Annotated in this window: 11 protein-coding genes; all 11 read left to right on the forward strand. The window is 37.7% G+C overall.

The window, feature by feature from the left end:
• The first annotated feature begins 132 nt into the window (after positions 1 to 132).
• The 11 genes from IWB64_RS03695 to IWB64_RS03745 all read left to right on the forward strand — a co-directional run bounded on the left by IWB64_RS03695 (position 133) and on the right by IWB64_RS03745 (position 22,161).
• Complete coding sequence (locus tag IWB64_RS03695) at positions 133 to 4,266, forward strand: hybrid sensor histidine kinase/response regulator transcription factor (protein ID WP_194532727.1); 4,134 nt, start codon at positions 133 to 135, stop codon at positions 4,264 to 4,266.
• 204 nt (positions 4,267 to 4,470) lie between these two features.
• Entirely contained in the window at positions 4,471 to 6,027 is a 1,557-nt protein-coding gene (locus IWB64_RS03700; protein ID WP_226975800.1) for a sulfatase family protein, read from the forward strand.
• 152 nt (positions 6,028 to 6,179) lie between these two features.
• Positions 6,180 to 6,929 carry a GDSL-type esterase/lipase family protein gene (locus IWB64_RS03705; protein ID WP_194532728.1) on the forward strand — a complete coding sequence of 250 codons (750 nt, stop codon included), beginning with the start codon at positions 6,180 to 6,182 and terminating at the stop codon, positions 6,927 to 6,929.
• Positions 6,930 to 7,234: 305 nt separating this feature from the next.
• Complete coding sequence (locus IWB64_RS03710; protein ID WP_194532729.1) at positions 7,235 to 7,654, forward strand: hypothetical protein; 420 nt, start codon at positions 7,235 to 7,237, stop codon at positions 7,652 to 7,654.
• A 162-nt stretch (positions 7,655 to 7,816) separates the two neighbouring features.
• On the forward strand, positions 7,817 to 9,529 hold the full coding sequence (locus IWB64_RS03715; protein ID WP_194532730.1) for a GMC oxidoreductase: 1,713 nt from the start codon (positions 7,817 to 7,819) through the stop codon (positions 9,527 to 9,529).
• Between the two features lie 2 nt (positions 9,530 to 9,531).
• Positions 9,532 to 10,095 carry a gluconate 2-dehydrogenase subunit 3 family protein gene (locus tag IWB64_RS03720; RefSeq protein WP_194532731.1) on the forward strand — a complete coding sequence of 188 codons (564 nt, stop codon included), beginning with the start codon at positions 9,532 to 9,534 and terminating at the stop codon, positions 10,093 to 10,095.
• Positions 10,096 to 10,447: 352 nt separating this feature from the next.
• A complete protein-coding gene (locus tag IWB64_RS03725) occupies positions 10,448 to 13,567 on the forward strand; it encodes a SusC/RagA family TonB-linked outer membrane protein (RefSeq protein ID WP_194532732.1) in 3,120 nt (1,039 codons plus the stop codon).
• A gap of 21 nt (positions 13,568 to 13,588) precedes the next feature.
• A complete protein-coding gene (locus tag IWB64_RS03730; RefSeq protein ID WP_194532733.1) occupies positions 13,589 to 15,127 on the forward strand; it encodes a RagB/SusD family nutrient uptake outer membrane protein in 1,539 nt (512 codons plus the stop codon).
• 238 nt (positions 15,128 to 15,365) lie between these two features.
• A complete protein-coding gene (locus IWB64_RS03735; RefSeq protein ID WP_194532734.1) occupies positions 15,366 to 18,746 on the forward strand; it encodes a VCBS repeat-containing protein in 3,381 nt (1,126 codons plus the stop codon).
• A 97-nt stretch (positions 18,747 to 18,843) separates the two neighbouring features.
• Positions 18,844 to 20,325, forward strand: coding sequence for a sulfatase family protein (locus IWB64_RS03740; RefSeq protein ID WP_194532735.1), 1,482 nt, complete (start codon positions 18,844 to 18,846; stop codon positions 20,323 to 20,325).
• A gap of 9 nt (positions 20,326 to 20,334) precedes the next feature.
• Positions 20,335 to 22,161, forward strand: coding sequence for an alpha-1,3-galactosidase-related protein (locus IWB64_RS03745; protein WP_194532736.1), 1,827 nt, complete (start codon positions 20,335 to 20,337; stop codon positions 22,159 to 22,161).
• The last annotated feature ends 148 nt before the right edge of the window (positions 22,162 to 22,309 follow it).

A 22,309-nucleotide genomic window follows, 5' to 3' on the forward strand; every position in this document is an offset into this window, starting at 1 on the left:
TATACTTGCACTTATGAGTTTAGCTCAAACAAACCAGGAATAAAGAGCTGGCTAAATATCAACTACAGTATTTTTACTACATTGAAATCTTATTTCAAATATTCCATAGATACTAAATCGGTTTCTGGTTTTATGTCCAAAAAAGTTTACGCCATACTTGCATGCCTACTCTTCTTTCTGTGCCTTTCCGCACAAGAAAGCGATCTTGAGTTCTCACAAAACTATACGATTTCCAATGGTTTAGCGCATAATGGGGTAACCTCCATTCTTGAAGATTCAAGAGGTTACATTTGGGTAGGTACTTTTGAAGGTCTGAACCGTTATGATGGATATGAATTTAAAACCTTCAAAAACACCCTAAAGGATGATGTTTTTGTGAGTAATCGTATTAGGTCACTTAAAGAAGATTCCAACGGAAATATCTGGATCGGTACTGATGAGGGGATATCTATATACGACTACAACTTAGAAAAATTCACGAACATCTATTCTAATCAACTCGCCAAAAAAGGAGTTAAAGGACCTGTTGTTAGAGATATCATCATCAATAAAAAGGAAGAAATAATTTTCTGTGCCACGGAAAAATATGGCATTTTAGTTTTCAACGAAGATTATACTTTAAAGGAAGAATATTCACCCACCGCATTTTATAGAAATGGGGCCGTTGAATTCTACAAATCATTATTCATAGATGACAGTACCTATCTGTATGCTACTTCCGTTGGTCTACTTTCATTTAATTTAAAAGATCTGCAATTCACTAAAATACTTTCTAACGAAATAAACAATTGCCTGTCGGTAATGCGTGTTGATACTACTACTTTTCTGATTACCTTAGAAAAAGGGATTACTATCCTATCTTATTCTAAAATGGATGAAGGTTATGATTATCAGATAATTAAAAGAAATCTTCTACCCTCGAAAAATTTCAATAGTTCGGGATTTGACCACCATAATAATCTTTGGTTAGGAACATTGAATAACGGTGCAGTCCGCATTAATGATATTAAAAGTCTTTACAGCGATTCAGACATTGATTATTCGGTATTTAAATTTGGTAGCAAACAACTTCGTATCAGCTGTTTTCACAGGACATCAAATAATAGATTTTGGATTGGCTCATATGATAAAGGCCTTTTTAGATTTGATCTTAAAAAAAATCCATTTAAAGAATTTAGAGGAAAGAGTCCTTTTGAATTTGGAGTAAGTGATAGGCATCTTATTCAAATATCGGCTTTAGATGACCAGAACGTATACCTGACAAAAAATCAAGGAGGTCTTGCACTTTTTAATACAAACGAAGGTAGATTTGAACCTCTACCCTTTACATTTGACGAAAAATATGAGTCTCAAATTTCTTCCGTTTACGTAGATTCTAAAAAAAGAACATGGATGAAAGTAGCCAAAGTGGGTTACTTTAGATTAAATCCTGATGAAGACAAGCCGCAATTCATTGATACTAGTTCTTTGCCTGAATTTTCACAAGTAGAGTCTTACAAAATAACAGAAGACAAAAAGGGAAACATTTGGTTAAGCACAAAAGTAGGGGTCTATAAATTATCTGTAGATAAAGAAGGCTTGGTCACCAGTATAGAAGCCCTGAACGACAACCCTTATTTTAAAAATTTTAAAATAACTCTGGCCCGTTATATATATGCAGACCCAGAGCATGATTTTATTTGGGTAGGTACAGCAGAAGATGGTCTCTTTAGAGTAAACATTAAAGACGAGCCCTTACTGAAAAACGCAAAAGTCAAGCATCTCCGGATGGACAAGAAAAAGGGTGGTCTACCCAATAATTTTGTTTCGGCCATAATCAGAACACCAGATGGGAATTTATGGATAGGAACAGAAGGCGCCGGAATCTGTAAAGTTGAAAATAGTGAGAATGAACCTCTATTCATTCCATATTCCGAAAAGGACGGGCTATCCAATAATGTTGTAAAGAGCATAAATATTGACAACGCAGGTAACCTTTGGATTGCCACCAATATTGGCTTGAATAAATTTTATCCTAAAGAGAAAAAGTTCAGGAAATTCGGAATAGAAGACGGTTTACCTTTTGAAGATTTCTGGTATGCTTCGAGCTACCTGAATAATGGCAATTTGGTATTGGCCGGTCTTGAAGGCTTCTCTTTTTTTAAGCCCCACTCTATAAAAGATGCAGAAGCCTTACCTGTTTTGCACTTTGGTGACTTTAAGATTTTCAATAAAACAGTGCTCCCTCAAGATACAATCAACAAAAGGGTTTTATTTTCTAAACGACTTCATAACGGTCAAACCTTAAACTTAAAATATAACGAGAACGTTTTTACGGTAGAAGCATTATCGCTACACTTTGCATCACCTGAAAATCATTTTTTAAAATACAGGCTATTGCCAATAGATCAAAATTGGTTGCAGACTACGTCTGACCAACGAATGATAAACTATAATGGTCTACAACCAGGAAAGTATTCGCTTGAAGTGGCCGCATCAAACTCTATTGGTGAGTGGACGAAACCCAAAACATTAAGTATTGTTATTTCCCCTCCGTTTTGGAAAACCCCTTTAGCATATGTGATTTATGCTCTACTAACAATTTTAATATTAGGTACCATTCTGTTTTATATTATAAAGAACCAGTCTTTACGCTATAATATTCAATTAGAGCAAATAGAAAAAGATAAAGTTAAAGAAGTTAATGCTGCCAAACTTCGCTTTTTTGCCAACATTTCCCATGAATTAAAAACACCGGTCAACCTTATATCCAGTCCGATAAAGCTTTTATCGGAACGTTATAAAGACAATATTGATTCACAAGAAAAACTGAACATTGTTGCTAGGCAGTCTAAAAAAATAGGCCGACTTATAGATCAGATTCATGATTTTGAACGTGTGGATGCCAATTTAATGGAGATGGATTATTCCAGATTCTATTTTAATGAATTTATAGAAACTATTGTACCTGATTTTCATTACTTAGCCTATAATAGTCATAAGAGATTACAGGTCATTTCTGACGACTCCAACATTGTTGTATCTGCAGATCGCGATAAGCTGGAAAAAATATTCAACAACTTATTAAGTAATGCGTTTAAATATACCGGCGCCAATGATATTATTACTATAAAGTTTATTAGTGAGGATAAAGACCTTCTGGTTTCCGTTACGGATACAGGAAGAGGAATTGATGATGATGACCTACCGCATATTTTTGAAAGATTTTACCAGTCCCGAAAAAGGGAAAGTGTACATTCTACAGGCTCTGGCATAGGTCTTGCTTTTTCAAAAAAATTGGTAGAAATGCATTATGGCTATTTAGAAGCTTTTAGCGAGATAGGTGTTGGCACCACAATAACCGTACGCTTACCTGTGGTCAAAAAAGAATCTACAGATGACCAGGCTAAAAAAGAGAAAGCCATCATATCTGCCGAAAATGAAGTTGCTAGCGCAGAAACAACCATAGCAAAAACAGAAATTTCTAAAATACAGACGAGTGGCGATTACTCGGACAATCTTATTTTCTATGTGGAAGATGTACTGGATATGCGGCTTTATGTCTCAAAAGTACTTACAAAATTCTTTAAGGTAAAAATATTTTCTAATGGCAGGGAGTGTCTAGACGCCATGGAAGACCAGTGGCCAGATTTAATTATCAGCGATATTCAAATGCCCGTTATGAACGGACTTGAACTTTGCAAACGTATTAAAGCCGATATAAAAACAAGCCATATTCCAGTAATTTTACTTACCGCACTAAACGATATAGAAAATCAGATTCAAGGTATTAAAGATGGAGCTGATGCCTACATTAAAAAACCGTTTGACGCACGCCAACTGGTAGCCCGTACCGAAGCTTTATTGGATAACAAAAAACGCTTACGGGAACGTTTTAAAATTGGTACTCCACTTACAAAGGACAATAACCTCAACATTAGAAATGACAACGCATTTCTTGAAAAGCTATATCATCTAATGGCTCAAAATCTAGATAATCAAAACCTAGATATGGACCAATTTGCACGTCAACTTTATCTTAATCGTACCCATTTCTATCAAAAAGTAAAAGCATTAACAGACAATACCCCGTTTGAAATGCTAAAAATGTACCGTCTAAAGAAGGCAGCAGAACTGTTGGTAGAACAACCGGAATTATCGGTCAACGAAGTGTATACTATGACCGGTTTTAAAAGCCGAACTCATTTTAGCAAACTCTTTAAAGAAATGTATCATACTACTCCAGGTAAGTATACAGCTCAGAGTAAAGACAGTAATTCTTTTTAAAAGAACCTTTTATTAGTTCTTAGCATATTCGACAATATGTATTTAAGTTCACTTGTGAATTGAAGAATACATATTTTGTACGTATAGATACATCATTCTCCTCCTGAAAAATACCTTTGAACTTAGTGACAAAAGGCATAACTTATTTTTTACAAAGAGTTATAATCAAAAAAATCAAATCACTAGTATCAAAAAATCAGGATTATGATCACATATGCTTTTCAAATTTTTCAATCCATTCTGAAATTCGGTCTCGTTGGGATGCTGACTCTTTTGACAAATCTAACTGATAAGAAACCTATTGCAGAAGCAGAGCGTCCAAATATTCTGTTCTGTATTGCAGATGACGCCTCTATGAAAAGTTTTGATGCCTATGGTGATACATTTATCAACACATCGGCAATAGACAATTTGGCTAAAGAAGGCGTCGTGTTTCAAAATGCATACAATGGCAATCCTAAATGCTCTCCTGCACGTGCCTGTATTTTAACGGGCAAGTATAGTTGGCAGCTTAAGGAAGCCGCAGACCATAATGGTCGCTTTCCGCTAGAATTCAAAACCTATCCGCAGTTATTGGCCCAAAAGGGCTATCGCGTAGGGTATACCGGCAAAGGTTGGGGACCCGGGGTTTATGATACCAAAGACAACCCTGCAGGCCCAGAACACAATGAAATTAGGCTTGAGCCACCATACAAAGGTATTTCCGATATTGATTATGCTGCAAATTTTGAGGTTTTTCTGAACGATAATCCTAAAGACACTCCGTTTTGTTTTTGGTTAGGCGCAAAAGAACCGCATCGTTTTTACGAATTGGATTCATGGAAAAAAGCAGGACGAAAGCTAGAGGAAGCAGATGTACCGCCTTTCTATCCTGACAATGAAATTGTACGTGGCGATTTATTAGATTATGCGAACGAAATAGAATGGTTTGATACCCATGTTGGCAAAGCAATTAAAGCCCTCGATAAAAAAGGATTATTAAAGAACACCTTGGTAATTATAACTTCCGATCACGGTATGCCTTTCCCAAGGGTAAAAGGGCAGATTTATGAAGAAGGCTTTCATATACCCCTTATTGCGTATTGGAAAGGAAAGATTATTTCTGGTCGAACCGTGAACGATTTCGTTAGCTTTTCTGATTTTGCACCCACGTTTATGGAAGTAGCTGGAGAAACTCCTCATCAACAAATGACCGGAAGCAGTATCACAAAACAACTTTTTACTTCCGAATCAGGTAGAATTGATACAGCCCGAAACCATGTCCTTTTGGGTAAAGAGCGTCATGATGTAGGACGTGCAAATGAAGATGGTATTGACCTTGCTTATCCCGTTCGGGCCATTAGAAATGATTCCCTGCTATATGTGCATAACATTCAACCTGAACGGTGGCCAGTTGGCAATCCTGAATATGGTTTTATGAATACAGATGGTTCACCTACAAAAAGCTATATCACCGCCATACAACCAGATGATGAAGAATATCATTTCTTTGAGATGAATTTTGATAAAAAACCGGAAATCGAACTGTATAACATTCAAAAGGACCCTCATTGCATCAATAATTTGGCTACTAAACCTGAGTACAGTAATATCATTGCAAAGCTTCGCACTCAAATGGAAACCGAACTAATAGCACAGGGCGACCCTAGAACTCTAGGCAAAGGAGAGGTTTTTGATAATTATATCTATTATGGAAAACGACTAGATTACAAAACAGGCAAACGTATAGCACCTCTTAAGTACACAAAAAAAACAGAATAAATGCTAGGTACAAAATTTCAAAAAAACATCCTGTATACTTTCTTGCTTTTTTGTCCTTGTAGACGACCTCGGTTACACCGATGTTGGTTTTAACGGTAAAAAAACGGTATTGGCCCGATACAAAAGAAAGTCTAAATCCAAATTGAAATATCATGCTTAAAAAAATCAAAATCAGTTATACCGTACTCCTTTTACTCACCTGTTTACTGGTATCATGCTCTAGCGCAAAACTTAGCTCACCAAAGGAAAACCTAGCAGCCCAATCCGTTCAACTAGAAGGTGAATGGTGGAACAAACGGCACGAGACTATTATAAGTCGACTTAAATCTAACCCCGAAGTAATTTTAGTGGGTAACTCCATTTTTCACACTTTGGAAGAGGAAGACCGAAAAGAGGTTTGGACCAAATACCTAGACAAATACCAGACCGTAGATATGGGCATTAGCGGTGACCGTACCGAGAATGTCATATGGCGTATTGAAAATGGCACCTTAGAAGGTATTAATCCTAAAGTGGCCATTGTCTTAATTGGCACAAACAATACGGACGGAAACCATTATTTAAACATAAGTACCCCAGAAGAACTGGCGGCTGGTATTTTCAAAATATGTAGTCTACTGACCCAAAAACTACCGAATACCGAAATTCTACTCATGGGTATTCTTCCTTATGGTTATAAACCCAATCACAGAGATAACCTAAACAAAGCAACGAACGAACTGATTTCTTCCTTCCCAGAAAAAAATTCGAAAATCCACTATATTAATATCAGCTCTGAATATCTTGATGAGAATGGAAAGGTCAACAAGGAACTTATGCCTGATTATCTACACCCCAATGCAGAGGGGCACTTACTAATGTTCAAAGCACTTGATACCGATATTCAAAAATTGATGAAATAATAGCACCTATTATAATTGCAATTTAGTCACCTTCTCCTTGCCTTAGTAATTCTCGATCTTTCATCAATTCAGGCACAACAAAACACGCAGCAGGAAAATAAAAAAAGAAAGCCTGCGAAATGGCAGTTAAAAGAGAACTCCCCACAGAATGGAACATCCTTATTTAGGTGAACGTTTCACGAACCGTTTTTACTCATTCTTGAATGGGCTCCTAATTTACAGAGAGAGACATTGCATAAACAGACACATACATGAATTAACTGAATTTAGGTTTTATTTGATATCAGATTTAATATACAACCTTTATGATTCAGTCGGTTAAAAAGCTTGGTCTCCCCTTTTTATGCATCTGCTCCTTTATGCTTTCCTCCTATGCACATAGTTCTATAAAAGAAAAAGCACAGACAGTTATTACCCATCCGAATATCCCATGGATTGCAACTGAAGATTGGAGTCCAGATTTATCCTGCTATGGCACAAAGGGAATCTATACACCTTACGTGGGCCAACTAACCGAAATGAGTGTCCTATATCTTAAAGAAAAACTTATTCCTGAACAAGCCGCATTTTTTGCTCCCATAAAACTCGAAATTGGGCTATATGACCTACAAAATGACACATATGAGGTATTCAATGTAGCCGATAATCCCGAATATGCTTCTGTAAAAAAAGTGTTTCTGGCCGAACTCCACAACTGGCGTTCCAATACCATCAAAAAAAAATAATATCTGTAGAATTCATAAGCGGTAAAAACAGTATGAAGTGGAAACAAACTGGCAAAGGACTTACCATCTTCTTTAACGGCACAAAACTTTGCAAGGCCGCTTATGTCTTACACATCCAATTCGAATAAAAAAACAATCAAACCTATTTTCAAAATATAAAAAATGAGCAAATTTTATTTTAATGATGAGCAAAGTTCCTATGATGCCATTGTCGTAGGTACAGGGGTCAGCGGAGGCTGGGCTGCCAAAGAATTGTGTGAAAACGGATTAAAAACCCTAATGCTCGAAAGGGGACGAATGGTGGAGCACATTAAAGATTACACTACCGCCCATATGGATGATTGGGACTTTAAGCATGGTATGGAGCTTTCTATTGAAGAAAAAGCCAAAAGACCTAAACAAAGTAGAACGAATAAGGGAAAAAGCGCAGATTCCTATAAGTGGTTCGTGAACGATATAGAACACCCCTATAATGAAACCAAACCCTTTAACTGGATGCGTGGTTACCATGTTGGCGGACGTTCAATAACTTGGGGGCGCCATAGTTACCGTTGGAGTGAAATTGATTTTGAAGCAAATAATATTGATGGCCATGGTGTTGATTGGCCTGTTCGCTACAAGGATATTGCTCCTTGGTATGATAAGGTAGAGACCTATATTGGGGTTTCAGGTGAAAAAATGGGACTGAGCCAATTACCAGATGGACAGTTTTTACCCATGATGGATTTGAATTGTGTAGAACAACATTTTAGAGACCAGGTTTACGAAAATTTAGATGGAAGAGTAGTTACTTCTGGCAGGATAGCCCACATAACAGGCGACAAAGAATTTGAAGGACGTACCAAATGTCAGTTTAGGAATCGTTGTTCAAGAGGTTGCCCGTTTGGAGGTTACTTCAGTAGTAACTCATCTACGCTACCTGCCGCAGAACGCACAGGAAATCTTACCCTGAGACCCGATTCTATTGTAACTGAGGTTATTTATGACCCTACTACCAAAAAAGCAACAGGCGTAAAGGTTATTGACCATTTAACGAAAGAAGAATTTGTATTTAAAGCAAAGGTGATTTTCTTATGTGCATCCGCCATTGCATCGGCTTCCATTCTTATGCAATCAAAATCTGACCGTTTTCCTAACGGAATGGGTAATGATTCTGACCAACTGGGGAGAAACATAATGGACCACCATTTAGGCGCTGGGGCCAATGGCAAGTTTGATGGTTTTGATGATAAATATTATAAAGGTCGAAGACCTGGTGGCGTTTATATTCCCCGTTTTAAGAATATTGACATCAAATCAAAAAGTAAAGACTATTTACGAGGCTTTGGATACCAAGGAGGTGCAAGCCGTAAAAATTGGAAAGATTCTGTTGCAGAACTTGCCATGGGAGCCGAGCTTAAAGAAGCTATTCTAAAACCTGGTGGCTGGACCATGGGTGTTGGTGGTTTTGGTGAAATTCTACCGTATCAAGATAATCGTATGACATTAGACTATGACAATTTAGATGGTTGGGGATTACCAACAGTAACTTTTGATGCCGAAATACGTGACAATGAATTTAAAATGCGTGAAGACATCGTGGTTCAAGCAGCAGAAATGTTGAAAAAAGCAGGAGCAAGAGATATCAAAACCAACAACAGCTCTTATAATATTGGGCATGGTATTCACGAAATGGGAACTGCCCGTATGGGTAGAGACCCAAAAACTTCGGTCTTGAACGGTCATAATCAAGTTCATGAAGTACCTAATGTTTATGTCACCGACGGTGCCTTTATGGCTTCATCAAGTTGTGTAAACCCATCATTGACCTACATGGCCTTTTCAGCAAGAGCCGCCAATCACGCAGTAGAAGAACTTAAAAAAGGAAATATATAATCATGGATAGAAGAAAAGCATTGATGCAAATAGGAATGTCAATGGGTTACGTAGTAGCCGTACCGACATTCATGAGTGTTTTACAAAGTTGTAACAATAGTAAAACCACCACATGGATACCCCAATTTTTAACTCCGGACGAAGGTGTTATACTAATCGGCACTGTAGATAGTATACTTCCAAAAACAGATACACTCTCGGCTTCGGAAGTTAACGTTCATGTTTTTCTGGACAGTTTTGCGAACGAGGTGATGCCACCCAATCAGCAAGATCAATTCAAGGCTACCCTGAACCAGTTGGCTGTAAACGCTCTAGAAAGTTCAAAAAAAGAAAATATTAGCGACCTGACCGTAGAAGACATTGCTCCTGAAATGCTGAAGGCCTTAACCGACAAAAAGGCTAAAGGGGTTCCTTTTGCTAAAAAAATCCGCGACCTGACCATTTGGGGTTATAAATGCACAGAATATGTTGGTGAGCAAGTGCTTGCTTACGATTCCATTCCTGGGCAATACATCGCCTGTGGTGATTTAGATGAATTATCAGGGGGGAAAGCTTGGTCTATCTAATTAGAGAGGCTAAAAGCATACTTTATTAAAATAAGACTTTTTTATTGCAATTGTAGTCTAAAACACACGGATGCTTAATAGCGACCTATAAAAACACATCCCAAAATTAGCGGTTGATGGACGCAGAGATACATTCCATTTACTCAGAACTACATGTAGTATTTGCAAGCATATATCTTTGCTTACTTCTCCATAATATTATTTTCAAAAAACTAGCTAAGCAAGTGAAAAATACAGGCACAAGAGATTTTCAACAAAATCATATGTTACCTATTTGAAACCATTTGTTGTACACCTTAAACAGCTCTAAAACTATATTCGCTTTATTAACTCAAAACTCTCAAATGAACTTATGAAACACAAAAAACAATCAATCAAAAAACCCTTATTGCTACGGCTTGGACTTTCCTTTTTAGGACTCCTGCTTGCTACAGTGCAACTACATGCTCAAGATGACGTAGTTAATGGTACTGTTTCTGACGATACAGGAATGCCCCTACCCGGTGCTAACGTACTTGTAAAAGGCACCACAACTGGAACACAAACAGATTTTGACGGAAACTATTCCATCTCGGCTTCTAGCGATGCCACTTTGGTATTTAGTTACATTGGCTTTTCTACTCAAGAAATTCCTGTGAACGGACAGTCAACAATTTCTGTTTCCCTTGCCGAAGATGCAAGTAAACTAGAAGAAGTGGTTGTAGTAGGATATGGCCAACAAAAAAGAGTAAATCTGACCGGTTCAGTAACCGCCGTAGACGAAGAAGCTCTAGAAGATAGAAACGTTCAAAATGCCTTTCAAGCGCTTCAAGGTCAAGCAGCTGGTCTTCAAATCTCACAGAACAGCGGTGCTCCGGGCAATGAAGGATTGAACATCAAGATACGCGGTCTTAACTCTTTTGGCAGTAACAACTCTCCTTTAGTATTAATAGATGGTGTAGAAGGTAACCTTCAGGATTTAGATCCATCTGTTATTAGTTCTATATCCGTTCTAAAAGATGCTTCCTCTGCAGCCATTTATGGTTCTAGAGCAGCAAATGGAGTAATACTAGTTACTACTAAAACTGGTGGCAATAACAGTTTTCAAATTCAATATAACGGTAGCGTATCAACAGAAACCTTTACTAAGGTTCCACAGATGATATCTAATTCTGCAGATTATATGACCTTAATGAACCAAGCGTTGATAAATACGCCAGGTGCTTCTGCAAATCCATATCCGCAAAATTTGATTGATGCTTATAGAAATAATCAAGGCAATCCTGCATTTCCTAATACCAATTGGTTTGACGAAGCTTCTAGAACACCAATTGTACAACGCCATGTTGTAACAGCTAGTGGCGCTATTGATGCTACCAGCTATAACATTTCTATGGGAAACTGGGATCAACCTGGAATCATTCGTTCTTCAGGATTTAAGAAGAATAACTTCTTTATGAGCGTTAAATCGGATATAGGAGAAAAACTTACCGTAGGTGGTACCGTATCTGGTGTTGCCTCTAAAACTAGTGGTCCTCAACAAGCTGGTACAGAATCTGGTTTATTCAATTTATTTAGAGTTAGACCAACTTGGGGTGTATATACGTTAGATGGTACAGGACACTATTCTGGGAAAGCTTTTTCTGGAACAGACCCAGAGTTCCCAGGTTTTGATGAGGGGTTTACCAGAAACAACCCTATTGCAGAACTTGAAGTTCAAGACGGTGAAGTTTTAAATCAATATAACTTTAATGGCAACTTGTTTTTTGATGTTAAGCTTTCAGACGATTTAGTTTGGAGCACGAAGGGAGCTTATAAGTTTGATTATGACTACTACAAAAATCAACGTATTCAATATGACGAGTATAACTATAGAACAGGCGAATACCTTAGAACTACTCGTGACCAATCTCAATTAACTATTGACAATACATGGAGCAAGCAAACTACGTTGTTCTCAACACTTACGTATTCAAAATTAATTGGCGATCATGACTTTAAAGTTTTAGGTGGGTATAGTCAAGAAGGTTTTGACCGTAACTTCACAAGGTCGCAGAGAACAGGTATTCCAAACAGACAAATCACTGATTTAGAAGGTGTGAATTCTGAAAACCAATTTACAACAGGTTTTTCTGAAAGCTGGGCTATTCAGAGTTTCTTTGGTAGAGCCAATTATAACTATAAAGAGAAATATCTTATTGAGGCTAACGTAAGAGGCGATATTAGCTCTCGTTTTGCCAAAGGTAACAGACTGGGTGTTTTCCCTTCGGTATCTGCTGGGTGGAGATTGGATAAAGAAAATTTCTTTCAAGATATTGAAGCGGTAAGTGAATTAAAACTTAGAGGTTCTTGGGGTCAATTAGGTAACCAAAACATTGGTATAGACGTACAGGATGATGAATTAAACTCAGGTATATATCCTTACCAATCTACTTTATCTTTTGATCAGTTCGGATATCCTTTTGGAAGCAGCGTTCTTGCCGGAGTTGGTCTAAGAAGTTTGGTTGACTCAGATATTACCTGGGAAACTACAACCGTTACTGACTTTGGAGTAGATTTTAATCTTTTCAACAGAAAACTATATGGTTCTGCTGATTACTACGTAAAAGAAACTGTAGATATTTTAAGACAATTACAAGTTGATGAAAGTAGTGGATTAGATGCTCCCGTAGTTAACCAAGGTGCCATGACCAATAAAGGTTGGGACATTGTAATAGGCCATGACAATAGTATAAACGAAGACTTACGTTACAGTGTAAACGGAAACGTATCTTGGTTTAAAAACAGCTTAAAAACTTTTGGAGACCAAGAGATACAGGACAGAAACATTAACCAAGAAGGTTTTGCCTTTGAAGATTGGTACATGTGGGAGTCTGATGGGTATTTCCAAGATGAAGCAGAAATAGCAAGTTCAGCTGTACAACCGCAACCAGGTAAGGTAGGTTTCATTAAATTGAAAGATCAAAACGATGATGGCGTCATTGATGGAGATGACCGTATTCATATAGATGGTAGATATCCTGCTTTTGTATACGGACTTAATCTTTCGGTAAACTACAAAAATCTAGACTTTAGAATGTTCTGGGAAGGTGTAGAAGGAACTAAAAACTATATTGCCCGTGACCCGTTTAGACAAGATGGTGGTACGGACAAAGCATGGTTAACCGAAGCATGGACACCTGAAAACAGAAACTCTAGATTGCCTGCTGTATATTATGAAACTGCTGAAACACGCAGATCTACAGTATACAACAACTCTTTCTGGTTATGGGATACATCTTACCTTAGATTAAGAAATGTTACTTTGGGGTATTCACTGCCTACAGATGTATTGGACAAAACACCGTTCAACAAGTTAAGGTTCTATTTTGCAGCAGAAAACTACCTTACTTTTCAAAAAGACTACCCTATTGATGTAGATCCGGAAGCTAATGGTGTAGATGCCTACCCGTTCAGAAAAACATTAACCCTAGGTGTAAACATGACATTTTAGTCAATCAAAAAATAATATATAATGAAAAAGACAATCATATTATTCGCACTATCCTTTCTGGGGATTACGATAAGTTCGTGCGAGGACGACTTTTTAGACAAGCAGCCTTCTTCTCAATTACCTTCTGACACTTTTTGGAAGACTGAGCAGGATGCACAACTGGCATTGACCGGAGTATATAGTAACTTACAACAAAATATGTTGGCTATTCGTGCCGATGGTGGATGGCCTCCAACCATCAAACCAAACTGGGATGCTCTTACAGATGACTGTTACCAAACATTCAACTATGGCTTTAGAGAGCTTATTGATGGTACAGCTTCAGCTACCTCTGGCGGAAACAATGGTGCAATTGCTCAACTTTACAATGTATGTTATAAAGGAATTCAAACATGTAATTTCTTTTTAGCCAACATAGATCAAGTTGAGAACATTGAAGCAGACAAACTAAACGACTGGAAAGCTCAGGCAAGTACTTTACGTGCTTTTTTCTACTACAATTTGGTTACTACTTATGGAGAGGTTCCTCTTAGAATAGAACCAACTACTTTGGAGAATCAGGATTTACCTAAAAACTCTGAAGCAGAAATTTTTGCCCAAATTGAAACAGACCTCATATTTGCAACAGCAAATTTATCAGAAGCTCCATACAATGACGGTTATGTAGTAAAAGGTTCTGCAAGTGCCTTATTGGCAAGAACATACTTGTACCAAGGTAAATATGCCGAAGCGGCTTTAGCGGCAAAAGCAGTAATGGATGGTGGTAGTTTTTCCCTCTCCACTAATTATGAAGACCTTTTTATTGACGCTGGACAGGCTGATAATCCAGAAATTATATTTTCTACCAAATACTCGAGCGCTCCTGGAGAATTCCAAGACAGAGGTAGTGAAATCATGATTGGCTTTTGGGGAACCCTTAAACCCACTGAAGATTTTGTAAATTCTTTTGAAGCTACTGATGGTTTGCCAATAGATGAGTCTCCACTGTATGACGCAAGTACCCCTTTAGAAAATCGTGACCCTAGACTAAGTAAAATAGTACTGGAAGGCGAATGGAACCCTGAAATTGAGCAAAAAACATTATCTGGTTTTGGATTGTTAAAATGGATATCTCCTCAAACTAGAGCTTCATTCGTACAAAATTTTACTGAAGGAACAGATTACATTCACATTCGTTACGCAGATGTTCTTTTAATGTATGCCGAAGGTAAAATAGAATCCGGTAGTATTGATACTTCCGTACTAGATGCTATTAACGAAGTAAGAGCAAGAGCTTACGGTGTAGCAGTAGGCGATACCGGCTCCTATCCTGCAATTACTACTACAGACCAAGGTGAACTTCGCGAAGTTGTTCGTAATGAGCGTAGATATGAATTCGGTTTTGAAGGTTTACGCTATTTTGACCTTAAACGTTGGGGCATAGCAGAAGAAGTACTTAATGGTTTTTACGATTCTCACGTAGATGCTAATAGGATATTTCTACCTAAGCATTACAAATGGCCATTGCCACAAAGTGCAATAGACAAGAATGAAGCACTAGAGCAAAATCCAGATTATTAATCGTTTTGAAAATATGAAAACATTTGCATATTTGTTTTTTTAAAATGTTGAGTTAGTTTTTTTTCAAAAAAGCCAGTTGACCTTGTTGTCTTCTGGCTTTTTTAAATCTTTACCATAAATTAATAGTATTTTCAACCTTTATTTTTACTATCAGTATATGATGCCAAACCTATTAGAAACCTATCGTGAACAAAGATATTCCGTAAAACGATAAAACACGTTTACTTAAACCAAACATATGCCCGCACTTTCTTTTGGACATAATTTTTCTTTTTTAGCAATACAATCAAAGGTATTGGTCTTGTTAGGAGTGCTCTTTGTATCCTGTCAAGAAAAAACAGAACCAGTAACTCAACTTGATGAAAACACGCTTTTTCAAGAGATTTCTTATAAAACTACAGGCGTAAGCTTTGCCAATACTGTAGAAGCCACTAAAAAGCTAAACCTCTTCTCTTACATGTATTTTTATAATGGCGGAGGTGTGGCTGCAGGAGATTTAAATGGGGATGGTCTTGATGACCTTTATTTTACGGGAAACCAAGTACAGAGTAAACTCTACCTTAACAAAGGTAATTTTGAGTTCACAGATATAACAGAGCAGTCAAAAACAGGTGGTGATACAAATGCATGGTATACCGGAGTTACTTTTGCAGATGTTAATGGAGATGGCAAGTTAGATATTTATGTGAGCCAGATTGGGGAAATTTTAGAGAACAACGGCCACAACCTTCTTTTCATCAATCTAGGAAATGAAGCTGACGGCACTCCAAAATTTAAGGAAAGTTCTAACCAAATGGGGCTTACCGTAAAAGGCGCAACCACTCAAACGGCATTTTTTGATTATGATTTAGATGGTGACCTTGATGCCTACATCATGACACATTCTAATTTTAACGATGGGGTACTTCCTAATGCGGAAAAACGCTTTATTTCTAGTCCATATGGAGATAAACTGTTCCGAAACGATGAAGATAAATTTACCGATGTCACCAAAGAATCTGGCATTTATAGTAGCCCATTAGGTTTTGGACTAGGCATAAGCACAGCCGATATCAACAAAGATGGTTACCCAGATATTTACATCGGGAATGATTTCTATGAAGATGACTATCTATACGTCAACAATGGAGATGGCACCTTCACCGAAGACCTCGCATCTTACATAAAACATACCAGTCGGTTTTCTATGGGCAATGATATTGCCGACATGAACAATGATGCCCTGCCAGATATTTTGTCTTTGGATATGCAGGCCTATGAACCTGAAATTTTAAAAGCCTCTCATGGTGAAGACTCGTATGCTATTTTTAACTATAAACTGTCTTTTGGGTACCAACACCAATACGCCCATAATACCTTTCAACTGAATAGGGACGGAAAGCACTTTAGTGAAATAGCAAGGTTAGCTGGTATTGAAGCTACCGATTGGAGCTGGTCCGTTTTGGCTAATGATTATGATTTAGATGGCAATAAAGACTTATTCATTTCCAACGGCATTTTCAGAAGGAGCAATGATATGGACTATATGCAGTTCCTTTCGGGTGATGAAGTTCAAAATCAACTGCGCTCTGGCAATTACGACTTCAGCGCAGCTTTAACGGATAAAATGCCGAGCTATCCGTTGCAGAATTTTTTCTTTAAGAATAATAATGGCCTCAGCTTTAAGAACACATCTACGGAATGGGGCGGCACAAAAAAAGGGTTTTCCAATGGAGCCACATATACAGATTTAGATAACGATGGTGATTTAGACTTGGTCGTCAATAACTTGAACGCCAAAGCATCCATCTTAAAAAACACCACCGTAGAGAACGATAGTCTAAACAAAGGCTACCTAAGAATAAAATTAAAAGGCAAATCCGGTAACAGCTTCGGTATTGGGGGCAAAGTCACTATAAAAAATAAAGGCAAACAGCAGTACCAAGAGCTATTGAATGTTAGGGGTTACCTATCCTCTCCTCCTCCATATCTAAATTTTGCCGTTACCAAGAATACCACTATTGATACCCTTTTGGTGCAGTGGCCCAATAAAGAAGAAACGGTTTTAACGGATGTCAACTCAAATCAAGAATTAGTTATAATACAAGAGAATTCGCCAGACTTTGAACTTCAAACCAAAGAAGCTCCTAAATCACTTTTCACCTCAATACAAAGCAGCGCACTGGGTGTTAATTACAAACATCAGGAAAATCGATTTTATGAGTTCAACAGAGAACATTTAATTCCACATATGAATTCTACTTGGGGGCCACCAATTTCGGTAGGAGACCTCAACAATGATGGTTTAGACGATTTTTTTGTTGGCGGAGCCCTAAACCAAGCATCTGAAATTTATCTACAGCGATCCAATGGTAAATTCACCAAATCAACCGCACTTCAAACCGATGCGCCTTCAGAAGATACCGCTTCAGAACTAGTGGACTTTAACGGTGATGGATATTTGGACCTTCTTGTTGGTAGCGGCAGTAACCAAGAAATTAAGCCAGACCCTAAAAGCCTAACTCGCCTTTACATAAACAACGGAAAAGGCAACTTTACAAAACAAGGTAATTTCCCAAAAATCTATACCACCGTTTCTGATTTAGCCATTGCTGATTTTGATAAAGATGGAGATAGTGATATTTTTATATCCTCACGCTCCGTTCCCGGAAAATATGGCTCATCACCTGACTCTTATTTACTTAAAAATGATGGGAAAGGAAATTTTTCGGTAGATGTTGAGTCGAAAAAGTATTTTGATAAATGCGGAATGGTCACTTCTGCCAAATGGGTAGATTTAGATGGTAATGGTTGGGAAGACCTCGTTCTAGTAGGAGAATGGATACCCATTAAAATATATTATAACTCAAACGGAAGTCTCAGCCAAGCTGACCCAGAGGCGAATTCCTTACAGCTTTCAAATGGTTGGTGGAATACAGTAGAATACGGAGATTTTGATAATGATGGTGATATTGATTTGGTAGCCGGCAACCTTGGACTAAACTCAAAATTAAGGGCAACCGAAAATCAACCCGTGCAGATGTACTATGCCGATTTTGATAAAAACGGTTGGCCAGAAGGGGTGACGACTCACTTTATCAATGGAAAAGAACATGTATTTTCCTCCAAGAGCCTTCTAGAAAAACAGATGGTATACCTGCGTAAAAAGTTTACTACCTACAGTGCCTTTGCTCAAGCAGACTTTAAAGAAATTTTTACACCAAAAGAATTACAAAGCGCCAAGACTTTAAGAGCGTATGAATTCAGAACATGTTTTATTGAAAATCTTGGGGACAAGAAATTTAAACTTACGCCCCTCCCAACGGCGGCGCAATTCTCTACAGTAAATGCCATTCATAAACTAGATTATGACCAAGACGGAAAGTTAGACCTATTACTTGGAGAAAATTTCTATGATGCCAATACAGAATTAGGAAGATATGATGCTGGCTATGGCACACTTTTGAAAAATAATGGGAATGGTACGTTTAAAGAAAAATCTATCTCCCAATCAGGATTACTCCTAAACAGACAGACAAGGCATATAAAAACCCTTACCAATAAAAAATACGGAAAGTTACTGGTTATCAGCAACAATAATGATAGCCTTCAGTTTTATAGGCAACCTACTTTTAAGTAGTATGTATCTGCGGAGACATTTCTTGTACTGACAGAAACAAAAGTTTAGTCTCCAATAGCTTTCTTTGAATGATTGAAACCTATATCATTTTAAATAAATGAAAAAACAACTTTTTAATTCGCCCGTAATTATATTGGTTTTATCTGTACTCCTATTTTCTAATTGTGGTACAAAAGAAAAACCAACCCAGGTGGAAGAGCAGTCCAACAACTCGCCCAACATCATTCTCTTTGTTTCAGATGACCATGGAACCGATGCAATTGGTGCCTACGGGAATAAAGTCATTAAAACACCAAACCTAGACCAACTTGCTGCCGAAGGCGTTCGTTTTAATAATGCCTATTGTACCAGCGCCAGTTGTGCTGCAAGTAGGTCTGTTATACTCACTGGACTTTATGGTCATGCTACGGGTTCTTATGGACATGTTCACGACTACCATCATTTTAGCAGTTACGACAATATAAAATCTTTACCCGTCCTTCTTGAAAATTCAGGTTACGAAACGGCCAGAATTGGCAAATACCACGTTGCGCCAGAATCAGTTTATCATTTTCAAAAAGTTTTGGAGGCAGACCCACGAAATACCGTAGAAATGGCGGAGCAGTGTAAAGAAGTTCTCAATTCCGATAAACCATTCTTTCTCTATTTCTGTACGGATGATCCGCACCGTGGCGCTCCTTTTGAATCAGACCCATGGAATCTACCGAACAGCTTTGGTAATAAAAAAGAAGGATACGAAGGGGTTGAAACCATTACATATGACCCAAAAGATGTGGTTGTTCCTAGCTTCCTCCCAGATAGTCAAGAAAGCCGTGAAGAAATTGCTCAATACTATCAAAGTGTTTCTAGAATAGACCAAGGTTTTGGCAAGCTCATGAAAATGCTCAAAGAAACGGGCAAAGACAAAAACACCATCGTTATTTATATTTCGGACAACGGTATGGCTTTCCCAGGTGCTAAAACTACCGTTTACGAACCAGGCATTAAATTACCCTGTATTATAAAAGACCCCTTGGCCAACCTCAAAGTTGGCTCGGTAAACAATGCCCTTGTTTCATGGACGGACCTTACGCCTACTATTCTGGATATGGCAGATGTTACCTACGATTCCAACGAATTTCATGGCAAATCTTTCAAAAAAATAATGGGAGAGGAAAATCCTAAAGGGTGGAATGAAGTTTATGCTTCTCATACCTTTCATGAAATTACCATGTACTACCCTATGCGGGTTGTAAGGAATAAAAATTATAAACTTATTAGAAACATTGCATGGCGTCAAGAATACCCATTTGCATCAGACCTTTGGGCTGCATCTACATGGCAAGAGGTATACCGAAGCGATAAGGAATTCTTTGGCAAACGAAAGGTTAAAGACTATCTCTTTAGACCTGAATTTGAATTATTTGACCTATCTAATGACCCAGACGAGAGTAAAAATTTAGCGAATGATAAAAACTATGCAGAGGTTTTAGAAGCTCTAAAAAACAAAATGAAAGCTTTTCAATTAAAAACCAAAGATCCTTGGCTCATTACTTGGGACCATGACAATTCTTTACAAGGCACCGGTGTGAACCTCTAAAAATATAAGATGAAAAATTTCAAATTTACACAGACAGTTTACTTGTTTGCTATCCTAATTTTCGGAGTATTTAATCTTACGGCACAGCAGACTATTCACATAAAACCCGAAGCCGAGGACATGACACCTATAGTCCGCAAAGCTTTGGAAAATACTACTGATAAGAATCTAACCTTAGTTTTTGAAAAAGCCACTTATAATTTTTTACCTGATTACGCTACTCAGCAATACTCTTATATCACCAACCATGGAAATGGGCTAAAGAACATCATTTTTTTATTGGAAGATTTTGATTCGGTAACGATAGAAGGCAATGGTGCTGAATTCATGTTTCACGGTCAAGTAGCTCCTTTTCAGATTCGGAACTGCAATCAACTTACAGTCAAAAATCTAAAAATGGACTGGGACATTCCTTTTCTTTTTCAAGGGGAAGTGCTAGCCGTAGACAAAATAGAGGGGTGGCGAGACATCAAACCCTTTACTAATGGATTTTCTTGGGAGCTTAAAAAAGACCGTATTTTCTTCCCTAATGTAGATGGATTTTCATTTCCAGAATTGGGAAGCACATTAGCATTTAATGCTGAACACAAAAGGGTTGCCCATGGTGCTTGGGATATGAGCAGCCGCCCGCGTTGGGTGGAAGAGCGCCCTAATGGTGTACTTCGTTTTTATGAACATTTAAAACAATATCCGCCAATTGGTTCTATTTTAAACTCCAAAGGAGACCATGACCACAACCGTTATGCTCCGGCTTTTCAAATTACTACTTCAAAAGATATTTACTTAGAGGATATAACTATTCATCACGCCTTGGGAATGGGTTTTCTATTCGAACGAACCGAAAATATAACCATCAACAATTGTGGTATTTATGTCCGTGAGGGTTCTGACCGTGTAGTTTCTACGATTGCCGATGCTACTCATTTTGCGAATTGCAAGGGTGATATTCTAATAGAGAATTCGACTTTTAAACATATGTTGGATGATGGCACCAATGTACACGGAACCTATGTGGTTGTAAATAAAATTTTGGATAAACACACCCTACGAGTTTCCCTTCAACATTTTGAACAAATGGGATTTGAGTTTGCTGCTTCCGATGATCAAGTCTGGTTCATTCAACAACCAAGCCCCAAAAGAGCTTCGGAAAATGTGGTTGCCAGTGTTTCCGTTGTTAACGACAAATACTCGGACATCGTTTTTAAAAATGAACTTCCTGCTGATTTAGTCGTGGGAGATATTTTGGAAAACAAAACGTGGAACCCCACTTTCACCATGCGTGGCTGTACCATAAAAGACCACAGGGCACGGAATATTGTTTTAAAAACACCTTTAAAAACCGTTATAGAGAACAACAATTTTTCATCTATGATGTCATCCATTTTCTTTAGGGGAGAAACCTATTTTTGGTATGAATCTGGCGCCGTTGAAGATGTATTGATACAGAATAATAATTTTGAATATTGCGCTTACAGCGGAATGGAGCATGTTATTTTAAATATCACTCCACGCCTTGGAAAGACTTTTAACCAGACGGAAATATACGACCGAAACATCAGGTTCATCAATAACAACATTAAAACTTTTGATAATAGGATTGTATGGGCGGACCGCGTAGACGGACTCACCATAGCGGGTAATGTAATTGAACAGACGAACATGGCACCTTCATTACACCCTGATGGATATCAATTCGATTTTAAAAATTGTATAAACTTAGAGATTTCAAACAATAGCTATAAAGGTAATACAGATAAGGTTCTTAAATCAGAAGGAATATCCGCTGAAAAAGTAAAATACAAACATAATAAAGGGTTTGCTAAAATTAAAAAATAGCAAACTTTCATTCACTATTAGACAACTATATTGGGTTTTAAGCCCCGTAAAATCAGTGGTTTGAATAGCCGCAGACATCATATTTACCCCTGACGACAAATAAACTTCAATGAACCTATAATTTGCCGTGTATTAAATGACCTCGTCA

Origin of the sequence: Zobellia nedashkovskayae (assembly GCF_015330125.1) — a bacterium.
Classification (GTDB): Bacteria; Bacteroidota; Bacteroidia; order Flavobacteriales; family Flavobacteriaceae; genus Zobellia; species Zobellia nedashkovskayae.